The organism is Hymenobacter tibetensis (assembly GCF_022827545.1).
Taxonomy (GTDB): domain Bacteria; phylum Bacteroidota; class Bacteroidia; order Cytophagales; family Hymenobacteraceae; genus Hymenobacter; species Hymenobacter tibetensis.
Window position 1 is genome coordinate 72,110 of record NZ_CP094671.1, and the last position, 18,338, is coordinate 90,447.

The 18,338-nt window shown below is 55.4% G+C and carries 15 protein-coding genes; 8 read left to right on the plus strand and 7 right to left on the minus strand.

Going from position 1 to position 18,338, the window contains the following annotated elements:
- Positions 1 to 11 precede the first annotated feature (11 nt).
- From MTX78_RS23795 to MTX78_RS23810, 4 genes are all read left to right on the plus strand, one after another.
- A complete protein-coding gene (locus MTX78_RS23795; protein WP_243803126.1) occupies positions 12 to 2,081 on the plus strand; it encodes a glycoside hydrolase family 2 protein in 2,070 nt (689 codons plus the stop codon).
- Positions 2,082 to 2,159: 78 nt separating this feature from the next.
- A complete protein-coding gene (locus MTX78_RS23800) occupies positions 2,160 to 4,028 on the plus strand; it encodes a beta-galactosidase (protein ID WP_243803128.1) in 1,869 nt (622 codons plus the stop codon).
- A 229-nt stretch (positions 4,029 to 4,257) separates the two neighbouring features.
- The gene (locus MTX78_RS23805; protein WP_243803129.1) at positions 4,258 to 4,629 is read left to right on the plus strand and encodes an L-rhamnose mutarotase; all 372 of its coding nucleotides are present in this window, start codon (positions 4,258 to 4,260) and stop codon (positions 4,627 to 4,629) included.
- A gap of 184 nt (positions 4,630 to 4,813) precedes the next feature.
- Positions 4,814 to 5,983, plus strand: coding sequence for a family 16 glycosylhydrolase (locus tag MTX78_RS23810; protein WP_243803130.1), 1,170 nt, complete (start codon positions 4,814 to 4,816; stop codon positions 5,981 to 5,983).
- 381 nt (positions 5,984 to 6,364) lie between these two features.
- Here the strand turns inward: MTX78_RS23810 and fucP are convergent, their stop codons facing one another.
- From fucP to MTX78_RS23835, 5 genes are all read right to left on the minus strand, one after another.
- Complete coding sequence (gene fucP, locus MTX78_RS23815) at positions 6,365 to 7,618, minus strand: L-fucose:H+ symporter permease (RefSeq protein ID WP_243803132.1); 1,254 nt, start codon at positions 7,616 to 7,618, stop codon at positions 6,365 to 6,367.
- A gap of 142 nt (positions 7,619 to 7,760) precedes the next feature.
- Positions 7,761 to 8,552 (minus strand): L-fucose dehydrogenase, encoded by a 792-nt coding sequence (locus MTX78_RS23820; protein ID WP_243803133.1) that lies wholly within the window; start codon positions 8,550 to 8,552, stop codon positions 7,761 to 7,763.
- 21 nt (positions 8,553 to 8,573) lie between these two features.
- Positions 8,574 to 9,431 carry a fumarylacetoacetate hydrolase family protein gene (locus MTX78_RS23825; RefSeq protein ID WP_243803134.1) on the minus strand — a complete coding sequence of 286 codons (858 nt, stop codon included), beginning with the start codon at positions 9,429 to 9,431 and terminating at the stop codon, positions 8,574 to 8,576.
- 24 nt (positions 9,432 to 9,455) lie between these two features.
- Entirely contained in the window at positions 9,456 to 10,220 is a 765-nt protein-coding gene (locus tag MTX78_RS23830) for an SDR family NAD(P)-dependent oxidoreductase (protein ID WP_243803136.1), read from the minus strand.
- A gap of 58 nt (positions 10,221 to 10,278) precedes the next feature.
- Positions 10,279 to 11,955, minus strand: coding sequence for a UxaA family hydrolase (locus MTX78_RS23835; protein ID WP_243803137.1), 1,677 nt, complete (start codon positions 11,953 to 11,955; stop codon positions 10,279 to 10,281).
- Between the two features lie 176 nt (positions 11,956 to 12,131).
- Here MTX78_RS23835 and MTX78_RS23840 point away from each other — a divergent pair, with 176 nt between their 5' ends.
- Positions 12,132 to 13,127, plus strand: coding sequence for an AraC family transcriptional regulator (locus MTX78_RS23840; RefSeq protein ID WP_317258950.1), 996 nt, complete (start codon positions 12,132 to 12,134; stop codon positions 13,125 to 13,127).
- A 411-nt stretch (positions 13,128 to 13,538) separates the two neighbouring features.
- On the opposite strand, the gene MTX78_RS23845 is transcribed toward MTX78_RS23840, so the two are convergent.
- Positions 13,539 to 13,739 carry a helix-turn-helix transcriptional regulator gene (locus MTX78_RS23845; protein ID WP_243803138.1) on the minus strand — a complete coding sequence of 67 codons (201 nt, stop codon included), beginning with the start codon at positions 13,737 to 13,739 and terminating at the stop codon, positions 13,539 to 13,541.
- A 1-nt stretch (position 13,740) separates the two neighbouring features.
- Positions 13,741 to 14,238, minus strand: coding sequence for a hypothetical protein (locus MTX78_RS23850; RefSeq protein WP_243803139.1), 498 nt, complete (start codon positions 14,236 to 14,238; stop codon positions 13,741 to 13,743).
- 797 nt (positions 14,239 to 15,035) lie between these two features.
- Here MTX78_RS23850 and MTX78_RS23855 point away from each other — a divergent pair.
- From MTX78_RS23855 to MTX78_RS23865, 3 genes are all read left to right on the plus strand, one after another.
- On the plus strand, positions 15,036 to 16,082 hold the full coding sequence (locus MTX78_RS23855) for a LacI family DNA-binding transcriptional regulator (RefSeq protein WP_243803141.1): 1,047 nt from the start codon (positions 15,036 to 15,038) through the stop codon (positions 16,080 to 16,082).
- Between the two features lie 193 nt (positions 16,083 to 16,275).
- Positions 16,276 to 17,199 (plus strand): nucleotidyltransferase family protein, encoded by a 924-nt coding sequence (locus tag MTX78_RS23860; RefSeq protein ID WP_243803142.1) that lies wholly within the window; start codon positions 16,276 to 16,278, stop codon positions 17,197 to 17,199.
- The gene (locus MTX78_RS23865; RefSeq protein ID WP_243803143.1) at positions 17,196 to 18,338 is read left to right on the plus strand and encodes a phosphotransferase enzyme family protein; all 1,143 of its coding nucleotides are present in this window, start codon (positions 17,196 to 17,198) and stop codon (positions 18,336 to 18,338) included. The genes MTX78_RS23860 and MTX78_RS23865 overlap by 4 nt, the downstream gene beginning before the upstream one ends.

Here is an 18,338-nt window from a genome sequence, read left to right on the forward strand (position 1 = left end):
TTTCTCCTTTCATGCGACTTCGCAAAATCCTTGTCCTTCTTCTGTTCATCGTCCTGCGCGCCGTCCCGGTTTTTGCGCAGCGCGATACCATAGCGCTCAACCGTGACTGGCAGTTCGCCGTGGACAAAAAGGCCGAGGGAATTTCAAGCCAGTGGCAAAAGCAGCCGCTGCCCCAAGCCCGCGTTGTGCAGGTGCCCCACACCTGGAGCGTGGAGCAGGACAACCAGCGCCACTATGGTTGGGGCTGGTACCAGAAAACGATTGATGCCCCCGCCGCTTGGAAAAGCCAGAGCGTGGTGCTGGAGTTTGGGGCCGTAAACCACACCGCCTACATCTACCTGAACGGCGAGAAGGTAGGCGAGAACATCGGCGACGGGTTCGATAAGTTCTACATCGATTTGACCGGCAAACTGAAAACCGGGCAGAAAAACATGCTCACCGTAGCCGTCAACAATGATTACGGCCGCAACAAGGTGCCGTTCGGTAACTCTTTCGACTGGCCCAACGACGGAGGCATTATCCGGCCCGTGGCCCTTATCGTGTCGGGCAAGCCGGCCGTGCGCTACCTGCACGCCGAGCCCAAGCTAGACGTGCGCACCAACGCCGGCACCCTGCAGCTGCGCCTAGGCCTAGACGAAGCCGCGGCCCGCAACCTGACCTTTGCCGTGACCATCACCGAGGAAAATCAGCCTTCCAAAAAAGTGGTGCTAAAGAAGACCGGCAAAGCCACCTGGAAAAACGGCGAGGCAGTGCTTTTCTACTCCCTGCCCAAGATAAACCCCTGGCATTTTGACTTCCCGAACCTTTACCACATCGAGGTGGCAGTACTCAGCGGCCGGAAAGCCGTGGACCGCATCAGTGCCAACACCGGCTTCCGGGAAGTGAAGTTCGAGGACGGTAAAACCTACCTGAACGGCGAGCGGGTGAAGCTGATGGGCGTGGAATGGACGGCCGGCTCCAACCCCGACTACGGCTTTGCCGAACCAGTGGCGGAAATCAAGCGCCAGGGCCGCCTGATGAAGGAAGTAAACGCCATTTTCACCCGGCAGCACTTCCAGCAGTCGGATGTATTCTACGAATTCTGCGACCGGAACGGAATTCTGGTGCAGCAGGAAGTACCGCTCTGGGGCCCCGAAACGCCCGCCAACGACACCATCCGCACCATTGCCATGCAGCAATTGCAAACCATCGTGCGCAACATGTACAACTACCCCAGCATTTTCGCGTGGGGCACGGGCAACGAGCTGCGCGGCCGTAGCGCCGACATGAAGCAGATGATTACGGACCTGGTGGCCCGGGCGCACGCGCTGGACCCCTCGCGCCACGTGGCCTACGTGAGCAACACCCTCACGCAGGGCTTCTACAACCGCCCCAACTTCACGCCCGACGCCGGCAGCCTCGGCGACTACTTGATGATGAACGAGTACGGCGGGAGCTGGTGGGCGCTACCAGTGGGCCAAATCCACAGCTACCTCGACAGCGTGCACCTTTCCTACCCCTCCAAGCCGCTCTTTATCTCGGAGTTCGGCCTAGTGGAACCCAACTTCCGGGGCGGCGACGAGCGGCGCATCGAGGACCTGGTGTACCACATGGCCATCTACGAGAGCAAGCCTTACATAGAGGGCGCCATTTACTTCGACCTGACCGACTACCGCACCCACTACCCCGGCACCAGCGAGCAAAACAAGTACCGCCGCCGCGTGCACGGCATCTACGATATGTACGGCAAGCCCAAACCTTCCATGAAAGTGCTGCGCGAGATGTCGTCGCCGCTGGAAGTGCAGCAGCTGCGCCAGCAAGGAAAAAAAGGCAAGGCCAGCCTGCTCATCTTCGGCAGCGTGGGCCTACCCCAGCACACCGCGAAGGGCTACAAAGTGTACCTCTCCAGCAAAACCGACAACTGGCAGGCCAGCAAAGCCTACGCGCTGCCGGACATCAAGCCGGGCCAGAAAGTGGAGTTCGAGATTGACGACGAGTTCAACGGGGTCGGCATCGTTACGGTGGTCCGCCCCAACGGCTACGTGGTCAGCCAGAAATCCTTCTACACCAACAGCCCCGAGCTGCAACCGATGGGCCAATAGGGGCCTCGCCTAGCCCTGCTATCAGTGGTGGGGCTAGCCATTTCTTCAAAATTTTTTGTTCACGACGTACCCTTCCGCATGTTGAAATTAACGCGCACCTGGTGCCTGCTAGGGGCACTACTAGCGGCCGGCCTTTCGGCACCAGCACAGCAGAAACACACTTTCGAAATCCAGGACGGGCAGTTCAAGTATGACGGGCAGCCCACGCCGATATATTCGGGTGAGATGCACTACGCCCGGGTGCCGCGCCCGTACTGGCGCCACCGCTTGCAGATGATGAAGGCCATGGGCCTCAACACCGTCGCTACCTACGTGTTCTGGAACTACCACCACCCATCGCCGGGCGTGTGGGACTTCAGCACCGGCAACCGCAACCTGGCCGAGTTCGTGCGCACGGCGCAGCAGGAGGGCATGTTCGTGATATTGCGGCCCGGCCCCTACACCTGCGCCGAGTGGGAGTTTGGCGGCTATCCGTGGTGGTTGCAGCAAAACAAAGACTTGGTAATCCGGGCGAACAACAAGCCGTTCCTGGATTCCTGCCGGGTATATCTGGGCAAACTGGCGGAACAGGTGCGTAGCCTCCAGGTACGCCAGGGCGGCCCCATTATCCTCACCCAGGTGGAGAATGAATTCGGCTCGTACGTGTTGCAGCGGCCTGATATTCCGCTGGCCGAACACCAGCAGTACAATGCGGCCATCCGGAAGCAACTGGCAGACGTGGGCTTCGAGGGGCCATTCTTCACGTCGGATGCCTCTAATCTGTTCAATGGCGGTAGCACGCCGGGGGCGTTGCCCACGGCCAACGGCGAAGACGATGTCGCGCGCCTGCGTCAGTCGGTAAACCAATTCCACGACAACAAAGGCCCCTACATGGTGGCCGAATACTACCCTGGCTGGCTTGACCACTGGGGTGAGCCATTCGTCCGCGTCACCACGGAGAAGGTGGTAAAGCAAGTGGCAACCTACCTGCAAAACGGGGTGAACTTCAACTTCTACATGGTGCACGGCGGCACCAACTTCGGTTTCACGGCGGGGGCCAACTACGACAAAAACCACGACATCCAGCCCGATATCACCAGCTACGACTACGACGCCCCCATCAGCGAGGCCGGGTGGGCTACCCCCAAGTACAAGGCCCTGCGGGAGCTGATGCTCAAGCACGTAAAGTACCCGGTGCCGGCCGTGCCCGCTCCGTTGCCCGTGCTGTCACTACCCCCCATTGCCATCAGCAAAGCCGTCAGCCTGTTTGACCTGAAGCGCGACGTGAAGCCGGTGCGCAACGACACGCCGCTTACGTTTGAGGCGCTGGGCCAGGGCCACGGCTACGTGCTGTATAGCCGCAAGTTCAGGCAGGCAGCCAAGGGCAACCTACAGGTGAAGGGCCTGCGCGACTTTGCCACCGTGTATGTGAACGGACGGCGCGTGGGCGAGCTAAGCCGCCAGAAAAACACCTACACGCTAGCCGTGGACGTACCGGCAGGAGCCACGCTGGAGCTGCTAGTAGAAAACATGGGCCGCATCAACTACGGCGCGCTAATCGTGCAGAACACCAAAGGCATCATTGAGCCCGTGCTGCTCAACGACGCCCCCGTTACGGGCAATTGGGAAATGTACCGCATGCCTTTCGAGCAAGTACCGAACCTAAGCGCTTACCGAGCCGGCAAAAGCCCCGCGGGCCAGCCGACGCTCTACAGCGGCACCTTTAAGGTGGAGAAGCCCGGCGACGTATTTCTGGATATGCGGGGCTGGGGCAAGGGCCTCGTGTTCGTGAACGGCCAGAGCCTCGGCCGCTTCTGGCGCATCGGGCCGCAGCAAACGCTGTACCTGCCCGGCAGCTGGCTGCGCCAGGGCCAGAACGAAGTGGTGATACTGGAACAACTGAACGATGCTCCCCAGAAAAGCTTAAAAACCATCGATAAGCCAATAATAGACGACGTGAGGCTGTAGTAGCCAAGGCAGCGGGGGTGACGCCTGCGCCTCCGCTGTTACCTGCCTCCCTGAACGCATGGGCCTAGACGCTTCCTAACGGTATGGGCCACATGGTGATGAGTTCCAATGGTTGTGTTTTGAGGCCTCTCCTTGGTGAAAACGAGCGGCGCTTTAAGCCGCTCGTTGCGGAAACAAATGACGACTAACAAGCCGGTTTCATTACTTCCACTTATCCCCTTCTACCAGTATGGAATACCCTGAGGCTAGTTACCCACCGCAATTCAAAAGGTATTGCAAGACGCTGACCCTACAAGATGATGCAGTGCTGATCGAGCAGTACAAGCAAGCCCACGCACCCGATGTTGTGTGGCCGGTTATCAACCAAGGGTTGCGCGAAGTGGGGGTGTTAAAGATGGAAATCTACCTGACGGGCCGTCAACTTTTCATGATCATGGATACCGTAGTGGATTTCAATCATGATCAGGCAATGGCAACCCTGGCAACCATGCCCTACCAAGCGGAATGGGAAGCCTACGTCTCGCAATTCCAAGTTTCTGCAACCGAGAGCACGGCGGCGGAAAAATGGCAGCTGGTAGAACGCATATACACGCTGGATTAGGGCGGTCGACTCCCTGTCTGTGCAATCGATTTCCGATCGGCGGGCGGGGTCGTCCCAAAAGTTCACTTAAGACAAGTACTAGTGCCTTTCAATCAAATATCCACTCCCAAACCCCACTATCATGAGTAAAAGAAATTTAATGATTGCCTGTTCGTCTTTGCTGTTCGCTTGTTCGAAACCAGAGATGGAACCATCGATCAATGATCAGCCAACGCCACCAACCACTGCTACCACTGCTGATGCCGTTACAGGTGCCTGGCGACTGGTGTTTGCCGACGAATTCAATTCTACTGGCGGTTTTGACGCCAGCAAATGGGTGTATTGCCCCCGGCAAACCTCGGCCTGGAACAAATACCTTACCTCTTCCCCTAACTACGTTTCCCAGGATGGCGCTAACCTGGTGCTGAAAATGGACAATGCCGTTATCAGCGGCGACAATGTGCCGTACCATTCTGGCGGCGTGCAAACGGCTACCAAATTCAATTTGCGGTACGGAAAAGTGGAAGTCCGGGCCAAGTTCAAGAAAGGGCAGGGGTCCTGGCCAGCCATCTGGATGATGCCGGAAACGTCTTCGTATGGCGGCTGGCCCAACAGCGGGGAGATTGACATTATGGAGCACGTCAACTACGAAAACGTTATTTATAACACCATTCATAATGGCGCCGTAACCGGCCCCGGGGGAGGGAGCACGGCATCTCGTGCCACCGCGTATAATTCCACCGACTATAACCTGTATGGCATGGTCTGGACCCCTTCGGCTATTGAGTTTTACGTGAACAATGTTCTCACGTATACTTACTCCAAAGCCGCTGGGGCCACCTCCGCGCAGTGGCCGTTCGACAAGCCCTTCTACCTAATCCTGAACCAGGCTGGCGGAGCCGGGTGGCCTGGTCCGATTACTAATGCCGACCTGCCGTTCAACATGCAGGTGGACTGGGTACGAGTATACAAGCAAGAAGAACTGGTTAACCCCGGTCTGGAGTCGGCTACGCTTGCACCGTGGGTGGCTGGACCAACAACTTCGGTAGTAACCACCAATGCCCGAACCGGGGCTAAAGCCATTGCGCTGCAAGGAGGAACCACCACGCTGGAGCAGACCGTAACCGGATTGCTTCCTAACACGACGTACACATTTGGGGGCTTTGGGAAGGTAGCGGCCGCTGGCACAAGTGCCATACTGGGCGTAAAAGGATATGGTGGAACGCCGGTAGACAGTCAAATCACCGGCACCAGCTACCAGCAGGCTTCGGTTACCTTTACCACCGGGGCGAGCAATACGTCGGCTACGGTGTATTATTACAAGCCCGCCACCGGTACCGTGTACGGCGATGATTTCTATTTGAACAAGCAATAACCAGGGCTTACTCTACGCTACCTTCTACCCCAAGCTAGGTGTTGGCAGGTCTAGGAGATAGGCGGGATGCTGCAACGTAGCGCAGCCTCTTTACGTGAAAGGCCCCGCATAAGCGGGGCCTTTTTGCTGCTTCATATAGCCGGTAACCGCCTAGCAGCGGGTCGGATGCCAGTACCTCGCTAACCGAAAGTAGCTTCACTTGCTTGCGGCGGTGAGCACCCGACCTACAGAAAGGTCGGGCTGCTGCTAGAAACTGGAATTTGTATCGTACCGCTGAAGCCAAACACCCGCTTGGGTGGTGGCGGAATTAGAGGTAGCAGTACCAGCCCAACACAATGGCTACGCACGGCTGCGCCGGCTAAAGTTTCCGCGGCAACCCTATCAGTGCGCGGTTGCCAGCTCCAGTTTTTTAACCTGGTTGTTGCGGAGTGCAAAGCCTAGCACCACCAGGAAGCAGCTTGCTGGCACCAAGTAAGCCATCTGCATGGTGCTGGCGTCGGACACGCGGCCCATCACCACCGGCAACACCGCCCCGCCTACAATAGCCATGATGAGCAGGGCCGACCCATCCTTGGTGTGGCCGCCCAGTCCCCGGATACTGAGCGAAAAGATGGTTGGAAACATGATGGACATGAAAAACTCCACCGCCATCAGTGCATACACCGCGCCGGGGCCGTGGAGCGACACCGCCAGCAGCAGCAGCCCCACATTGAGTGAACAGTAAAGCGCCAGCAACTTGGGGGGAGCTATGTAGCGCATCAGCACCGTGCCAATAAAACGCCCCGCCATAAACCCGAACAGTGCCCCGGCCAGATATTGGGCCGCCAGTTTTTCGCCCATGCCGGCCACATTGCCCGCAAAGCGAATAAAGAAACTGCTTACGCACACTTGCGCTCCCACGTAAAAAAACTGCGCCACCACTCCAAATACCAAATTTGAGTGCTGCCATAGTCTGGTGTTGGTGCGGGTAGAAGTTGCTTCCTCGTTGAGAGCGGGCAGCGGGGTGCGCCACAGGAGCAGGGCTACTAGCAGTACTCCCCCGCCAATGAGCAGATAGGGACCCTGCACGGCGGCGGCCTCGTGATTGAGGTAGGCGGCGAAGGTAGCGGGCGCCATAGCCGCTTGCTGCACGGCCGTTAGGCTTCGACCGGAGAGGATGAACATGCCACCTAGTAATGGAGCCAGCGTAGCCGCTAAGCCGTTAAACGACTGCGCAAAATTCAACCGCTGGGTGGCCTCACCAGGGTTGCCCAGGCCGATGATGTACGGGTTGGCGGCCGTTTCCAAAAACGTGAGGCCACTGGCAATTATAAACAGCGCGCCCAGAAAAAAGGAGTAGGAGCGCATAGCCGCCGCCGGATAAAACAACAGTGCGCCTCCCGCAAACAGCCCTAGCCCCAGTAGCATGCCACCCTTGTAGCCGTAGCGCTTTATAAATTGCCCAGCGGGCAAGGCCAGCAGGAAATAAGCCAGGTAAGAAGCTGAATCGATCAGCGCTGACTGCGCATCCGTGAGTTGGCAAGCTTTCTTGAGGTGCGGAATCAAAATCGGGTTCAGGTTCAGCGCAAAGCCCCAAAGAAAAAACAAGCAGGTGATAAGTCCCACGGCAAACGTGGTGGTACGGGCAGCAGTCATGGATGGGATAAAGAAGGGTAGAGCGAGGAAATCAAGAAGGAAGGGAAGGCAGTCCTACATAAATACCAGTGGCGTGAAAGCCAGGTATCTGGCCAGTTTTGGTGGTAGTACAAGAAGGCACTGCCTGTGCCACAGCCACGGATTAGTTCGCGTTTGCTAGCGCTCGGTCGAGGTGCACGTAGCCGCCGTCCACGTGCACTAATTGGCCGGTGGTGTGGCTGGCGCGCGCCGACAGCAGGAATGCCACCGTGCTGCCAATTTCCTCGGCGGTCGTCATCCGGCCACCGAGCGGGATACGGGCCATAATCTCTTGCAACGCTTGCGCGGGGTGGGGCAGGGTCTCGATCCAGGTTTCGTATTGTGGCGTCCAGCACTCGGCCACTACCACGGCGTTCACCCGAATGCCGTACTTGAGCAGCTCCACGGCCCATTCGCGGGTGAGAGCGTTGCGAGCGCCGTTGGCGGCGGCGTAGGCCGAGGTATTGCCCTGGCCGGTTTCAGCAGTTTTAGAGGTGATGTTGACGATGGCACCACCCGATTTTTTCAGTTCAGGTAGGGCGTGGTGCGCCATCAGGTAGTAGTGTACCATGCTCTGGTGCAGGCTGTGCATAAACCGTAGGTAATCGCCGTGTTCCAAACCTACGCCATCGTTTACGCCGGCATTATTCACCAGGCCCTCGATGCGCCCAAACTGGCTGATAACTGTTTGTACTGCTTGCTGGCAAGCTTGTGGGTCCGATAGCTCGGTCACAACCTGCCCAGCCTGGTATCCTTCCGCTTCCAAGGCAGCCACGGTGCGGGCATTGTCAGCGGCATCCCGGCCCACAATCACCGGGATGGCCCCCTCGGCGGCTAGCACCCGGCAGATGCCCGCCCCGATGCCCCGGGCTCCCCCCGTGACGATAATTACTTGGTTGGTGAGCTGCAAATCCATAGTCGTTCCGTTACGCAGGCGCTAGCTTGCCGCGTATGCCTGCACCGCTTGCCGGGCGCTACCCAAGCCGTCAATACCTAGTTCCACCGCATCCCCGGACTTCAAGTACACGGGCGGGTTGAAACCCAAACCCACTCCGGCCGGCGTGCCTGTGGAGATGATGTCGCCCGGCAGCAGGGTCATGAACTGGCTGATGTAGGAAATCAGAAAAGGAACCCGGAAAATAAGGTTGGCCGTGGTGCCGTCCTGCATAAGCTGTCCGTTCACTTTCAGCCACAAGCGCAGATCGTTGACATCGCCCAGCTCGTCGGGCGTGACCAGCCAGGGGCCCAGGGGGGCGAAAGTGTCGCAGCCCTTGCCCTTGTCCCAGGTGCCGCCGCGCTCCAGCTGAAATTCGCGCTCCGACACGTCATTGTGCAGGGTATAACCGGCAATGTAGGCGGGCGCCTCGGCCTCCGTCACGTACGAGGCCTTTTTGCCAATCACCACGGCCAGTTCCACTTCCCAATCGGTTTTCACCGAGTTGCGGGGAATAACAATGGCGTCGTTCGGGCCAACCAACGCGGTGGTGGACTTCAGAAAGATAATGGGCTCGGTAGGGGGAGTAGCGTTGGTTTCGCGGGCATGATCAGCATAATTGAGTCCAATGCAGATGATTTTTGAGGGCCGAGCCACGGGTGGCCCCAGCCGCTCGTGCGGGGCCAGCAGAGGCAAGGTATTCGCGTTGGCTTGCACGAAATCGGCAAGACAAGCCAGGCCGTCGTTGGCAAAAAATGCTTCGTCGTAGTCGTGCCCAAACGTGGGAAGACCATAGGCTTGCGTGCCAAGCAAAATGCCGGGCTGTTCGTGGCCCGGCGGGCCGTAGCGGAGGAGTTTCATAGGAAGGGGAGTAGGAGCGAGGGGTTAGTTGTTCAGGGTAATAAAGCCCCCATCCAAGGGGTAGTCGCAACCCGTCACGAAGCCGGCCTCCGCCGAGCAGAGGTACAAGGCCAAGGCAGCCACTTCGTCCGGGGTACCCATGCGGCCAATCGGTTGGCTACGGGCCAGCTGCGCGAACATCTCTTCTTCCTGCCCGGCGTAGGCGCGGGCCAGGAAGCCGTCGACGAACGGGGTATGCACCCGCGCCGGCGAGATGCTGTTGCAGCGAATACCGTCGGCCAGATAGTCCCGAGCCACCGACAGCGTCATGGCGTGCACCGCGCCTTTGCTCATGGAGTATGCAAACCGATTGGTGATGCCCACGTGGGCCGCGATGGACGCCATGTTCACAATGGCTCCGCCGCCCTTAGCTTTGAGCAGCGGAATAGCAGCAAACAGGCAGTTGTAAACACCGCGTACGTTCACCCGGTACACGCGCTCGAAATCAGCTTCCGCCGTGCTTTCTACGTTGCCCACGTGGGCAATGCCGGCATTGTTAACCAATATATCCAACGGCCCAATGTGCTGAAAAGCGGCCAGCACTTCGGCCCGTTCACTTACATCGGCGGCGTGGACGTGCGCCGTGCCCCCGGCCGCGATGATGGTGGCCACTGTCGCCTGACCAGCGGCCTCGTCGTGCTCTAAGATGTGGACCACGGCCCCCTGCCGGGCGAATACTTGCGCAATAGCCCGGCCAATGCCGCTGCCGCCGCCGGTGACAACGGCCGTTTTAGTTGCTAAGGAAAACATATGGGTGGGAATGAGTGAGCGGATATGGTGCCCGCACTGGCGGCGCGCCAGCGCGTGGTTACAGATTGACGTCGCGCTGCCAGGGAATGAAATCATCTTGCCCGAGCAATTCGGCCTTGGTTTGGTAGCGGCCCGAAGCCAGCCCTACCAACCAGTGCAAGAGACGCTCCCCGTTTTCGGCAATGGTTTCACCGCCCGCCACGATGGGGCCGGCATCAAAATCTATAAGGTCCGGCATCCGCGTAGCCAAGCGCGTGTTGGTTGCAATCTTCACCGTGGGGGTGATAGGGTTGCCCGTGGGCGTGCCCAGGCCTGTCGTAAAAAGAATGAGGGTGGCTCCCGAGGCGGCCATCCCCGTGGTGGCCAGCACGTCGTTGCCGGGGGTGCAGAGCAGGTGCAGGCCGGGGCGCACCGCTTTTTCGGTGTAGTCGAGCACTCCGGCTATGGGTGCGTAGCCACCCTTTTTGGCGGCTCCTGCCGACTTGATGGCATCCGTAATGAGGCCATCTTTGATGTTGCCCGGCGACGGGTTCATGTCGAAGCCAGCCCCCACGGCCGCGGCCTGCGCCGCGTAACTTTCCAGTAGTTGCACGAATCGCTGCGCATCCCGTTCCTCGGTGCAGCGGTTGATCAGCTCCTGCTCCACCCCGCACAGCTCCGGGAATTCAGCCAGCAGCGTAGTACCACCCAGCGTAACCAGCACATCCGACAAGTGCCCTACGGCCGGGTTGGCCGAAATTCCCGAAAAACCGTCGGAGCCGCCGCATTTTAAGCCGATGTTCAGCTTGGCTAGGGGGACGGGCTGGCGGGTTTGCAGGTTAAGCTGCACCAGCCCCTGAAAAGTTTGCTTGATGGCCGCCGTCAGCAGCTCGGTTTCAGTGCCGTAAGTTTGATGGTTGAAGTACAATACCGGTCGGTCGAAAGTGGGCGAGCGGGCCGTAATAGCCGCTTGCAACATGCTTAACTGCGATTTCTGGCAGCCTAAACTCAGCACTGTCACGCCCCCTACGTTGGCATTGGTGATAAAGCCCGCCAGCAGATCACACAACCGCTGCGCGTCGGCAGCAGTGCCTCCGCAGCCCATCTCGTGGGTTAGAAACTTGATGCCATCGACGTTGGGAAACAAGAGGGAGCGGTCGATCGGCAACTCAGCGTCCGCAATTAAGTCCACCTTATCCAGATGGCCGGCGCGGTAGCTGTCGACTAATTGTTGCACCTGCTGGCGGTAGCGGTCCGTTTTGCCGTAACCCAGGGCCTGCTCGAAGGCATCCTGCAGCATGCGGATGTTGCGGTTTTCGCAAAATACCAGCGGCACCACCAGCCAGTAGTTGCGCGTACCCACGCTGCCATCCGTACGAGGGTAGCCTTGAAACGTGGTAGTTTGCCAGGCGCTTACGTCCGGCGGCTGCCAAGTCCAGGCTTGGCGGCTATGCAAGCCGTAGGCTTCTGCCTCGTGCAACACATTGGTGGTCGTAATGACTTCGCCCAGGGCAATAGGCTTGGTGGCCTTGCCTACCCGCACCCCGTACATGCGCACCGGCTCCCCAATGGCCAGCGCCTCGGTCGTGACTTTGTGCTTGGCTTGCACGGGCTTCGGTAACGTAATGGCTTGGCCCTGATGCAGCAGCGTAGTGCCCGCCGGCAGGTCCCGCAACGCGACCAGCACATTGTCATCTGGATGAATCTGGAGGTAGGTATGTAAGGGCGGTATCTCGGTCATTGGGGGCGAGCTCATGGCAGGGACCAGAGTGGGGAATGAAAAGGAGGAAGCGAACAACGCGCTGGTGGAGCAACCACTGGATTTAACCTGGCCACCAGCAGGAACCATTGAACTGCCTGACATGGCCTGAACCGTAACCGGAGCAGAGAGAAAAGCCAAGCAATCAAACTGGCCCTGGAACCCAGGAACAGATGAGAGTTCAAAATAACGGCGGTGGCTACAAGGGAAATGAAGGACTGTTGGCCACTTTTACCACTATCTTGGCTGTTCAGCGGTCTACTTTCCCGCAAATCAGCCAATCCAACGGTATGAAGCCGCAGCTCCTGAAAATTTCGCTGCCCTCCGAATGTTCATTCAGTATTCGGCAAGACGTGGTGCCGCACTTCTATAACCGCTGGCATTACCATGCCGAAGTTGAGCTGGTTCACATTCAGCAGGGCCACGGCACGCAATTCGTGGGTGACAGTATTCAACGCTTTGCGCCGGGTGATGTGCTGCTAATAGGGGCCAACCTGCCGCACTACTGGCGCTGTGACGCCGAGTATTTTGCGTCACAGTCGGGATTGCAGGCCCAAGCCACGGTGGTGCACTTCCTGCCCGACTTCTGGGGCACGGCCCTGCTGGACCTGCCCGAAAGCCGGGCGTTGAGTTACCTGCTGGAGCAGGCGCGGCGGGGAATCCGGCTGCACGGTCCGGTTCGCGACGCCGTTCGGCGTCTCCTGGCGCGGCTGTTGACCGCCACCGGCGTGGCCCGCCTAGTGCTGCTGCTCCGAATTCTGACGCTGGTTGCCGCCGAGGAGGTGGAATTGCTGGCTTCCAGCCCCCATTCCGCTCCGGGTAACGAAGCCGATACCGAGCGCATCAACCGAATTTATGCGTACTCACTCGCTCATTTTCAGCAAGCTGTTCCGCTAACTGACATAGCGGCCGTGGCCAACTTAAGCGTTCATTCGTTTTGCCGTTATTTTAAGGCCCATACCCGTAAGTCCTACTCCCGGTTTTTGCTGGAGCTGCGGGTGCGTCACGCTTGCCAGCTTTTGCACGGCGGATCGTTAAGCATCGCCCAGGTGTGCTATGAAAGTGGATTCAACCAGTTTTCAAGCTTCAATAAATACTTCAAGCAAATTACTGGTATGGCGCCGTTGTACTACCGGCAAACAGTGCAGCGTGGCGCGGCAACTATTTGAGGCGGGTAAGGCTAAGCAAAACGGTTTTCAGTGTCACAAGGAAGACGTGCAAGACAGGAACCATTTTGCAGCAATGAGAATAGGGGCGTGGCTATTTTATCTTAGGACCACATATTAGATGAAATCTAGCTCCCCATTGGGAATGAGAAACTAGATTTCTGACGAAATTTTAGAAAACAATTTTATTTAAAGTGTAAGATGTGTTCAGTTTCATTTGTAAAACAATTCTGAGCCTCTCACTTAACATATTTGCCAATTAATTTTAATAAAGATACAGCCACTTTAAAATAAAAAGCAGTGCCTCAATCTCATAATTAGCGTTTTTAGAAAGCTAGCAAAGTTTCTATTAATTTTTTTCAGTGTTTATAACTGTCAAAACAAGTCTTAAGAAGAAGTTTGTATCATAGCATTTTAGTCTCCTACTTCTATTATGAATATATCTTCAACTTTTTTATTAAAGAACTTGGCTATTTTGATGGCTAGGGTAGTTGAGGGGATGTACTTGCCATTTTCGATAGTATTGATAGCTTGGCGGGATACGCCAACTTGCTCGCCTAATTGCGCTTGTGTTATGTTCGAAATAGCTCGTTCTACTCGAATGGTATTTTTCACGCTATTTGCTTAATTGTTTTTCTGAATTCAATTTACTTTTGAAAAATACAATATAGCTGTAACGTAAAATATATAATATCCAAAAACCTCCTGCGCTTAATGTTACTGAACTAGGTATCATGCTTTCGATTGCTACACCCTCGGCGAATAAGAAATAAATGCAAGCAAGAAAAGTTAGAATTATCTGTATTGTGGAAGCAAACTGCAATGATTCAAGTCGTACACGATAAATAAACTCATCCTTTTCTTTAGAGAAAAAGAAGAACATGAAGCCGCAGACAGTAATTCCTAATGAAACATACGCCAATAAAGTGTTGGCCTGCCAGAACTCTGAGGGGTAAGGATACGACCCGTCTGCCCAAGCTTTAGTTGGCTCGATGACTCGATAAACATTGATAAGTCCTCCTGAAGTAGCAATGCATACTCCTAGAGGGCCTATTAGCAACATCCACAAGCCTGGCACTTTAAATCCTGTAGGAAGCAAGAGTTTGTTTTCCATAAGAGCTTTTTTTCATAAAAGTAATGTTAGCCTTACTATAAGTCAAGCAAACATGACAAAATGGTGTGAATAATTCTTGCTGTTGCCCATCTAACATGTAGAGTATTCTTTTCACTAATGTCTGTAAGAGTTCCAATCATACGTTGAAGGGAAAGGATCTCATTACAGTCACACTAACTCAACGCAAACGCTTGTCTAGGTTTCATAATGATACTTAAACAGAATATAAAATTCTGAAAGTGAATTGGTTAATGCATTAAATACAATCTGCACTACCTAGCTAAAGCACGGGATAGGTTATAAACCAATTCTTCTTTCATACTCTCCTGGCAAGAATGTGTACTTGGGAAAACTTGTTGTCAGCAGAAAACTGAGCCCTTTAGCGTCCCAAGGGCTGTCCTCAGCAGCCAGTTAGGGCAGGCAGCTATGCGGTGCAGTGCACAAGACAGATAGAGGTGCTGCAAGGGGACCAGAGGGGAAAAGCAAACTCAAACGTTTGCGTCATGAAATCGGAGTTGCGAGAGATTGGCAAGCAGGAATAACTATTACATTTAAACCAGATTTAATTATGGTGTTTACGAACACGCATTGTATTTGCTTTTCATTCTTGGTTCTCCAGTAGATACAACACTAAGGAATAAGGACGGCATAGGGTACCTAGTTCCTTCCACTTTTCTAAAGGGCATTCCCGCAAGCTCTGCGGAGCTTCCGGTTTAGAACTGAGTTTCATGTACTAGAAAATTGCCTTGCGTCTTCAACTGTCCTGCTAGATTTAGTAGACATCCTTTTCTTCTCAGATGTTACCCAAGCCAACCACTCTTAAGGAACTTGCCAACCTGCTGGGAATCTCCATTTCCACGGTTTCCCGGGCGCTGAACGATCACCCCAGCATTGGGAGCGCCACGGTGCAGAAAGTGAAAAAATTGGCTGCGGACTTGCACTATGAGCCCAATCAGACCGCCGTTTCCTTTCAGAAAGGCAAGACGTTCACCATTGGGGTGATCCTGCCGGAGTTATCAGAGGCTTTTTTTTCTTCGGCCATCACGGCTATTGAAGAAGCAGCCTACAAACAGAATTACACGGTTTTGCTGGCGCAGTCGCACGATGATGAGTTGAAGGAAAAACAGGTAGTAGAGAAAATGCGGCACCACCGGGTGGATGGGCTGTTGGTATCGGTGGCGAAGACAACTTCCTCTTTCGAGCATTTCGACCGATTGCGTCAGAGCAATATACCGGTTGTGTTTTTTGATCGGATTCCACCTTTGCCCAATATCCATTACGTGGCCTGTGATCTGATAAAAGGCACTACGGAGGCGGTAAATTACCTTCTGAAGAAAGGTCACCGCACGATAGGCATGATCAACGGCCCCGCCACCCTGTGCGCCAGCAGTGAAAGGCGGGAGGGATACATCAAGGCGATGATGAAGAGCAAGCTCAAATATGACCCATCACTTGTCGTGGAGTGCGACCTGAGTGAGAAGGGCACCCAATCGGCCCTGGAATTGCTGCTCGCCAACAAAAGGAATGTCTCGGCCATTGTCACCTTCAACGACTACATCTGGATTTACGCGCTTCATCACGCCAAATGTCTGCAGTTAGACATCTGCAACACCGTGGAGTTTGTCAGTTATGCCAACCTGCCCCTAGTTGCTTACATGGACCACACTCCCTCAGCCTCGGTGGAGCAATTTCCCCTGCAGCAAGGGCAGAAAGCCACTGAAATTCTGTTGGATCTGCTTCGCCAGAAAAGCCGCAGTTCAGACCACCAACAGGCATTCTATCATGTAACCATAGACTCGAAGCTGGTAGAAGGACAACCTAAACCGGCTCAAATCCCTTGCTAGGCTATGGACTTAGCTGTCTGTCAGCCTGGCCCGGCGACGGGCAACGCTAGTGCCCTTGCCAAGGCCATAATAGCAACGAAGTAACGCACGATTTCTGTAGGCGCAGACCACTGCTAATTCTTTAGCGGCTGGCATTCCATTTTCGCTTGCAAAGCGCGTGGTCAACACAACGCGTTTCACTTACTCTTAACTCATGCTTACTAAACCCACTTTGTTGGTCTTGGCCGCTGGTATGGCTACTCGCTATGGGAGCTTAAAGCAACTGGATAGCTTCGGCCCCAACGGGGAGACCATCATCGACTACTCGGTATACGATGCCAGGCGAGCAGGATTCGGGAAAATAGTATTTGTCATCAGAGCGTCGATGCAGGCGGAATTTCAAGCAATCCTGCGCCGCCTTCCCGCCAATCTTGAAGTTGTCACCCTCAACCAAGAGTTGGATTTGCTGCCCCCAACCTATCTGGTGCCAGTGAACCGGAGCAAACCATGGGGCACCGGACATGCCGTGTGGGTGGCCGCCGCTGCAATCAACGAACCTTTTGCCGTCGTAAACGGTGACGATTTCTACGGCTTCCAGTCCTTTAAGCTAGCAGCTGATTTTCTCAGGGATACTCCTGCAGAGACGGACTACGGCTTGGTGGGGTTTAAACTAGAGAACACGCTCTCCGAGCACGGGGCCGTATCAAGAGGCGAGTGCCAAACGAACCCCCAAGGGTATTTGCAGTCCTTGACGGAACAACCTCACATTGTGCGAACTGATGATGGAATAGCAGTCTTGAATCCCGACGCTGCGCCCAGAATGCTAACGGGCCAGGAGTTGGTTTCCATGAACCTATTAGCGCTCAAGCCCGCTTTTTTTTCTCACGTCGATCAAGAGCTAAAGGAATTCCTACGCACCAGTGGGACTGACCCCAACGCCGAGTTTTACCTGCCATTAGTAATAGACAAGATGGTGAAAGCTAACCGGGCGCGGGTAAAGGTGCTGGAAACCCCGGAGAAATGGTTTGGTGTCACCTACCCCGCCGACAAACCAGCGGTAGTGCAAAACATCCAGCGCCTGGTGCATGAAAGCGCATATCCCAACCCCTTGTTTACGGCTTTCAATCCTATTTTATGAACGCATCGCTCCCTCTCGTTCAGGTATTGACAGACGTTTTGCCCTCCTTCCGCGTGCAGGGAAAAGTGGAAAAAGTAATGCCTTTCGGTTCCGGGCACATCCACGACACGTTTTACGTGGAAACCCAGGCCGCAACCTCTCCAAACTACTTGCTGCAACGCGTCAATCACCACGTGTTCAAAGATGTGCCGGCGGTGATGGCAAACATTCACTTGGTCACCAGCCACCTCAAACACATCCTGGCGACGGAGCCCGGTGCCGACCCGGAAAAAGAGGTGCTCACGCTAATATCCACGTACCAAGACCAACACTTCTTTCAGGACCACCAAGGAAATTTCTGGCGGCTTTACCTCTTTCTGGAAAACACCCGCAGTTATGACTTGGTGCGCACCAGGCAGCAAGCCTACGAGGGCGGCCGGGCTTATGGGCGATTCCAGGCACTATTAACGGGGCTGCCGGTAGATCTACTGCACGAGACTATTCCGGCTTTTCACAACGTCCAAAGCAGACTGCTGCTCTTTCAGACGGCTTTAAACACAGACGCCGTAGGTAGAGTCAGGTGCGTAGCAGAAGAAATAGCCTTTGTACGCGAACGAGCGACGTCCATGAGTCGCCTCCTGCACCTGGGGCAGCAGCAGCAACTCCCTGTCCGAATCACGCACAATGATACCAAGTTCAACAACGTGCTGCTCGACGCAGCAGACAGGGCGCAATGCGTGATTGATTTGGATACCGTTATGCCTGGTTTGGTAGCCTACGACTTTGGGGATGCTGTCCGCACCATCGTGAATGCTGCTGCAGAAGACGAAAAGGACTTGAACAAGATCAGCGTGAACGTAGAGCTCTTCGAAGGCTTCACCACAGGGTATTTGCAGGAAACCAACAAGTTTTTGACTAACAACGAGTTAAACACGCTCATCCTAGGTGTTACGCTGCTGCCGTTCCTGATGGGGTTGCGTTTCTTAACCGATTACCTGGACGGAGACCACTACTACAAAATAGGATTCCAAGATCATAACCTGCAACGGGCCCGGGCGCAGTTCCGGTTGGTGCAAAAACTAGAGGAAAAACAGCAACTCCTGCAAAATCTGATTCAAGAGATAGCCGCTGCCTGCCATTCCCGAGCGCTCCAGAAGTGA

Excerpts from the sequence above, each read along its gene's own strand:
- MTX78_RS23795 (WP_243803126.1), top strand. The coding sequence starts at position 12 with ATGCGACTTCGCAAAATCCTTGTCCTTCTTCTGTTCATCGTCCTGCGC.
- MTX78_RS23800 (WP_243803128.1), top strand. The coding sequence starts at position 2,160 with ATGTTGAAATTAACGCGCACCTGGTGCCTGCTAGGGGCACTACTAGCG.
- MTX78_RS23805 (WP_243803129.1), top strand. The coding sequence starts at position 4,258 with ATGGAATACCCTGAGGCTAGTTACCCACCGCAATTCAAAAGGTATTGC.
- MTX78_RS23810 (WP_243803130.1), top strand. The coding sequence starts at position 4,814 with ATGGAACCATCGATCAATGATCAGCCAACGCCACCAACCACTGCTACC.
- fucP (WP_243803132.1), bottom strand. The coding sequence starts at position 7,618 with ATGACTGCTGCCCGTACCACCACGTTTGCCGTGGGACTTATCACCTGC.
- MTX78_RS23820 (WP_243803133.1), bottom strand. The coding sequence starts at position 8,552 with ATGGATTTGCAGCTCACCAACCAAGTAATTATCGTCACGGGGGGAGCC.
- MTX78_RS23825 (WP_243803134.1), bottom strand. The coding sequence starts at position 9,431 with ATGAAACTCCTCCGCTACGGCCCGCCGGGCCACGAACAGCCCGGCATT.
- MTX78_RS23830 (WP_243803136.1), bottom strand. The coding sequence starts at position 10,220 with ATGTTTTCCTTAGCAACTAAAACGGCCGTTGTCACCGGCGGCGGCAGC.
- MTX78_RS23835 (WP_243803137.1), bottom strand. The coding sequence starts at position 11,955 with ATGAGCTCGCCCCCAATGACCGAGATACCGCCCTTACATACCTACCTC.
- MTX78_RS23840 (WP_317258950.1), top strand. The coding sequence starts at position 12,132 with ATGAGAGTTCAAAATAACGGCGGTGGCTACAAGGGAAATGAAGGACTG.
- MTX78_RS23850 (WP_243803139.1), bottom strand. The coding sequence starts at position 14,238 with ATGGAAAACAAACTCTTGCTTCCTACAGGATTTAAAGTGCCAGGCTTG.
- MTX78_RS23855 (WP_243803141.1), top strand. The coding sequence starts at position 15,036 with ATGTTACCCAAGCCAACCACTCTTAAGGAACTTGCCAACCTGCTGGGA.
- MTX78_RS23860 (WP_243803142.1), top strand. The coding sequence starts at position 16,276 with ATGCTTACTAAACCCACTTTGTTGGTCTTGGCCGCTGGTATGGCTACT.
- MTX78_RS23865 (WP_243803143.1), top strand. The coding sequence starts at position 17,196 with ATGAACGCATCGCTCCCTCTCGTTCAGGTATTGACAGACGTTTTGCCC.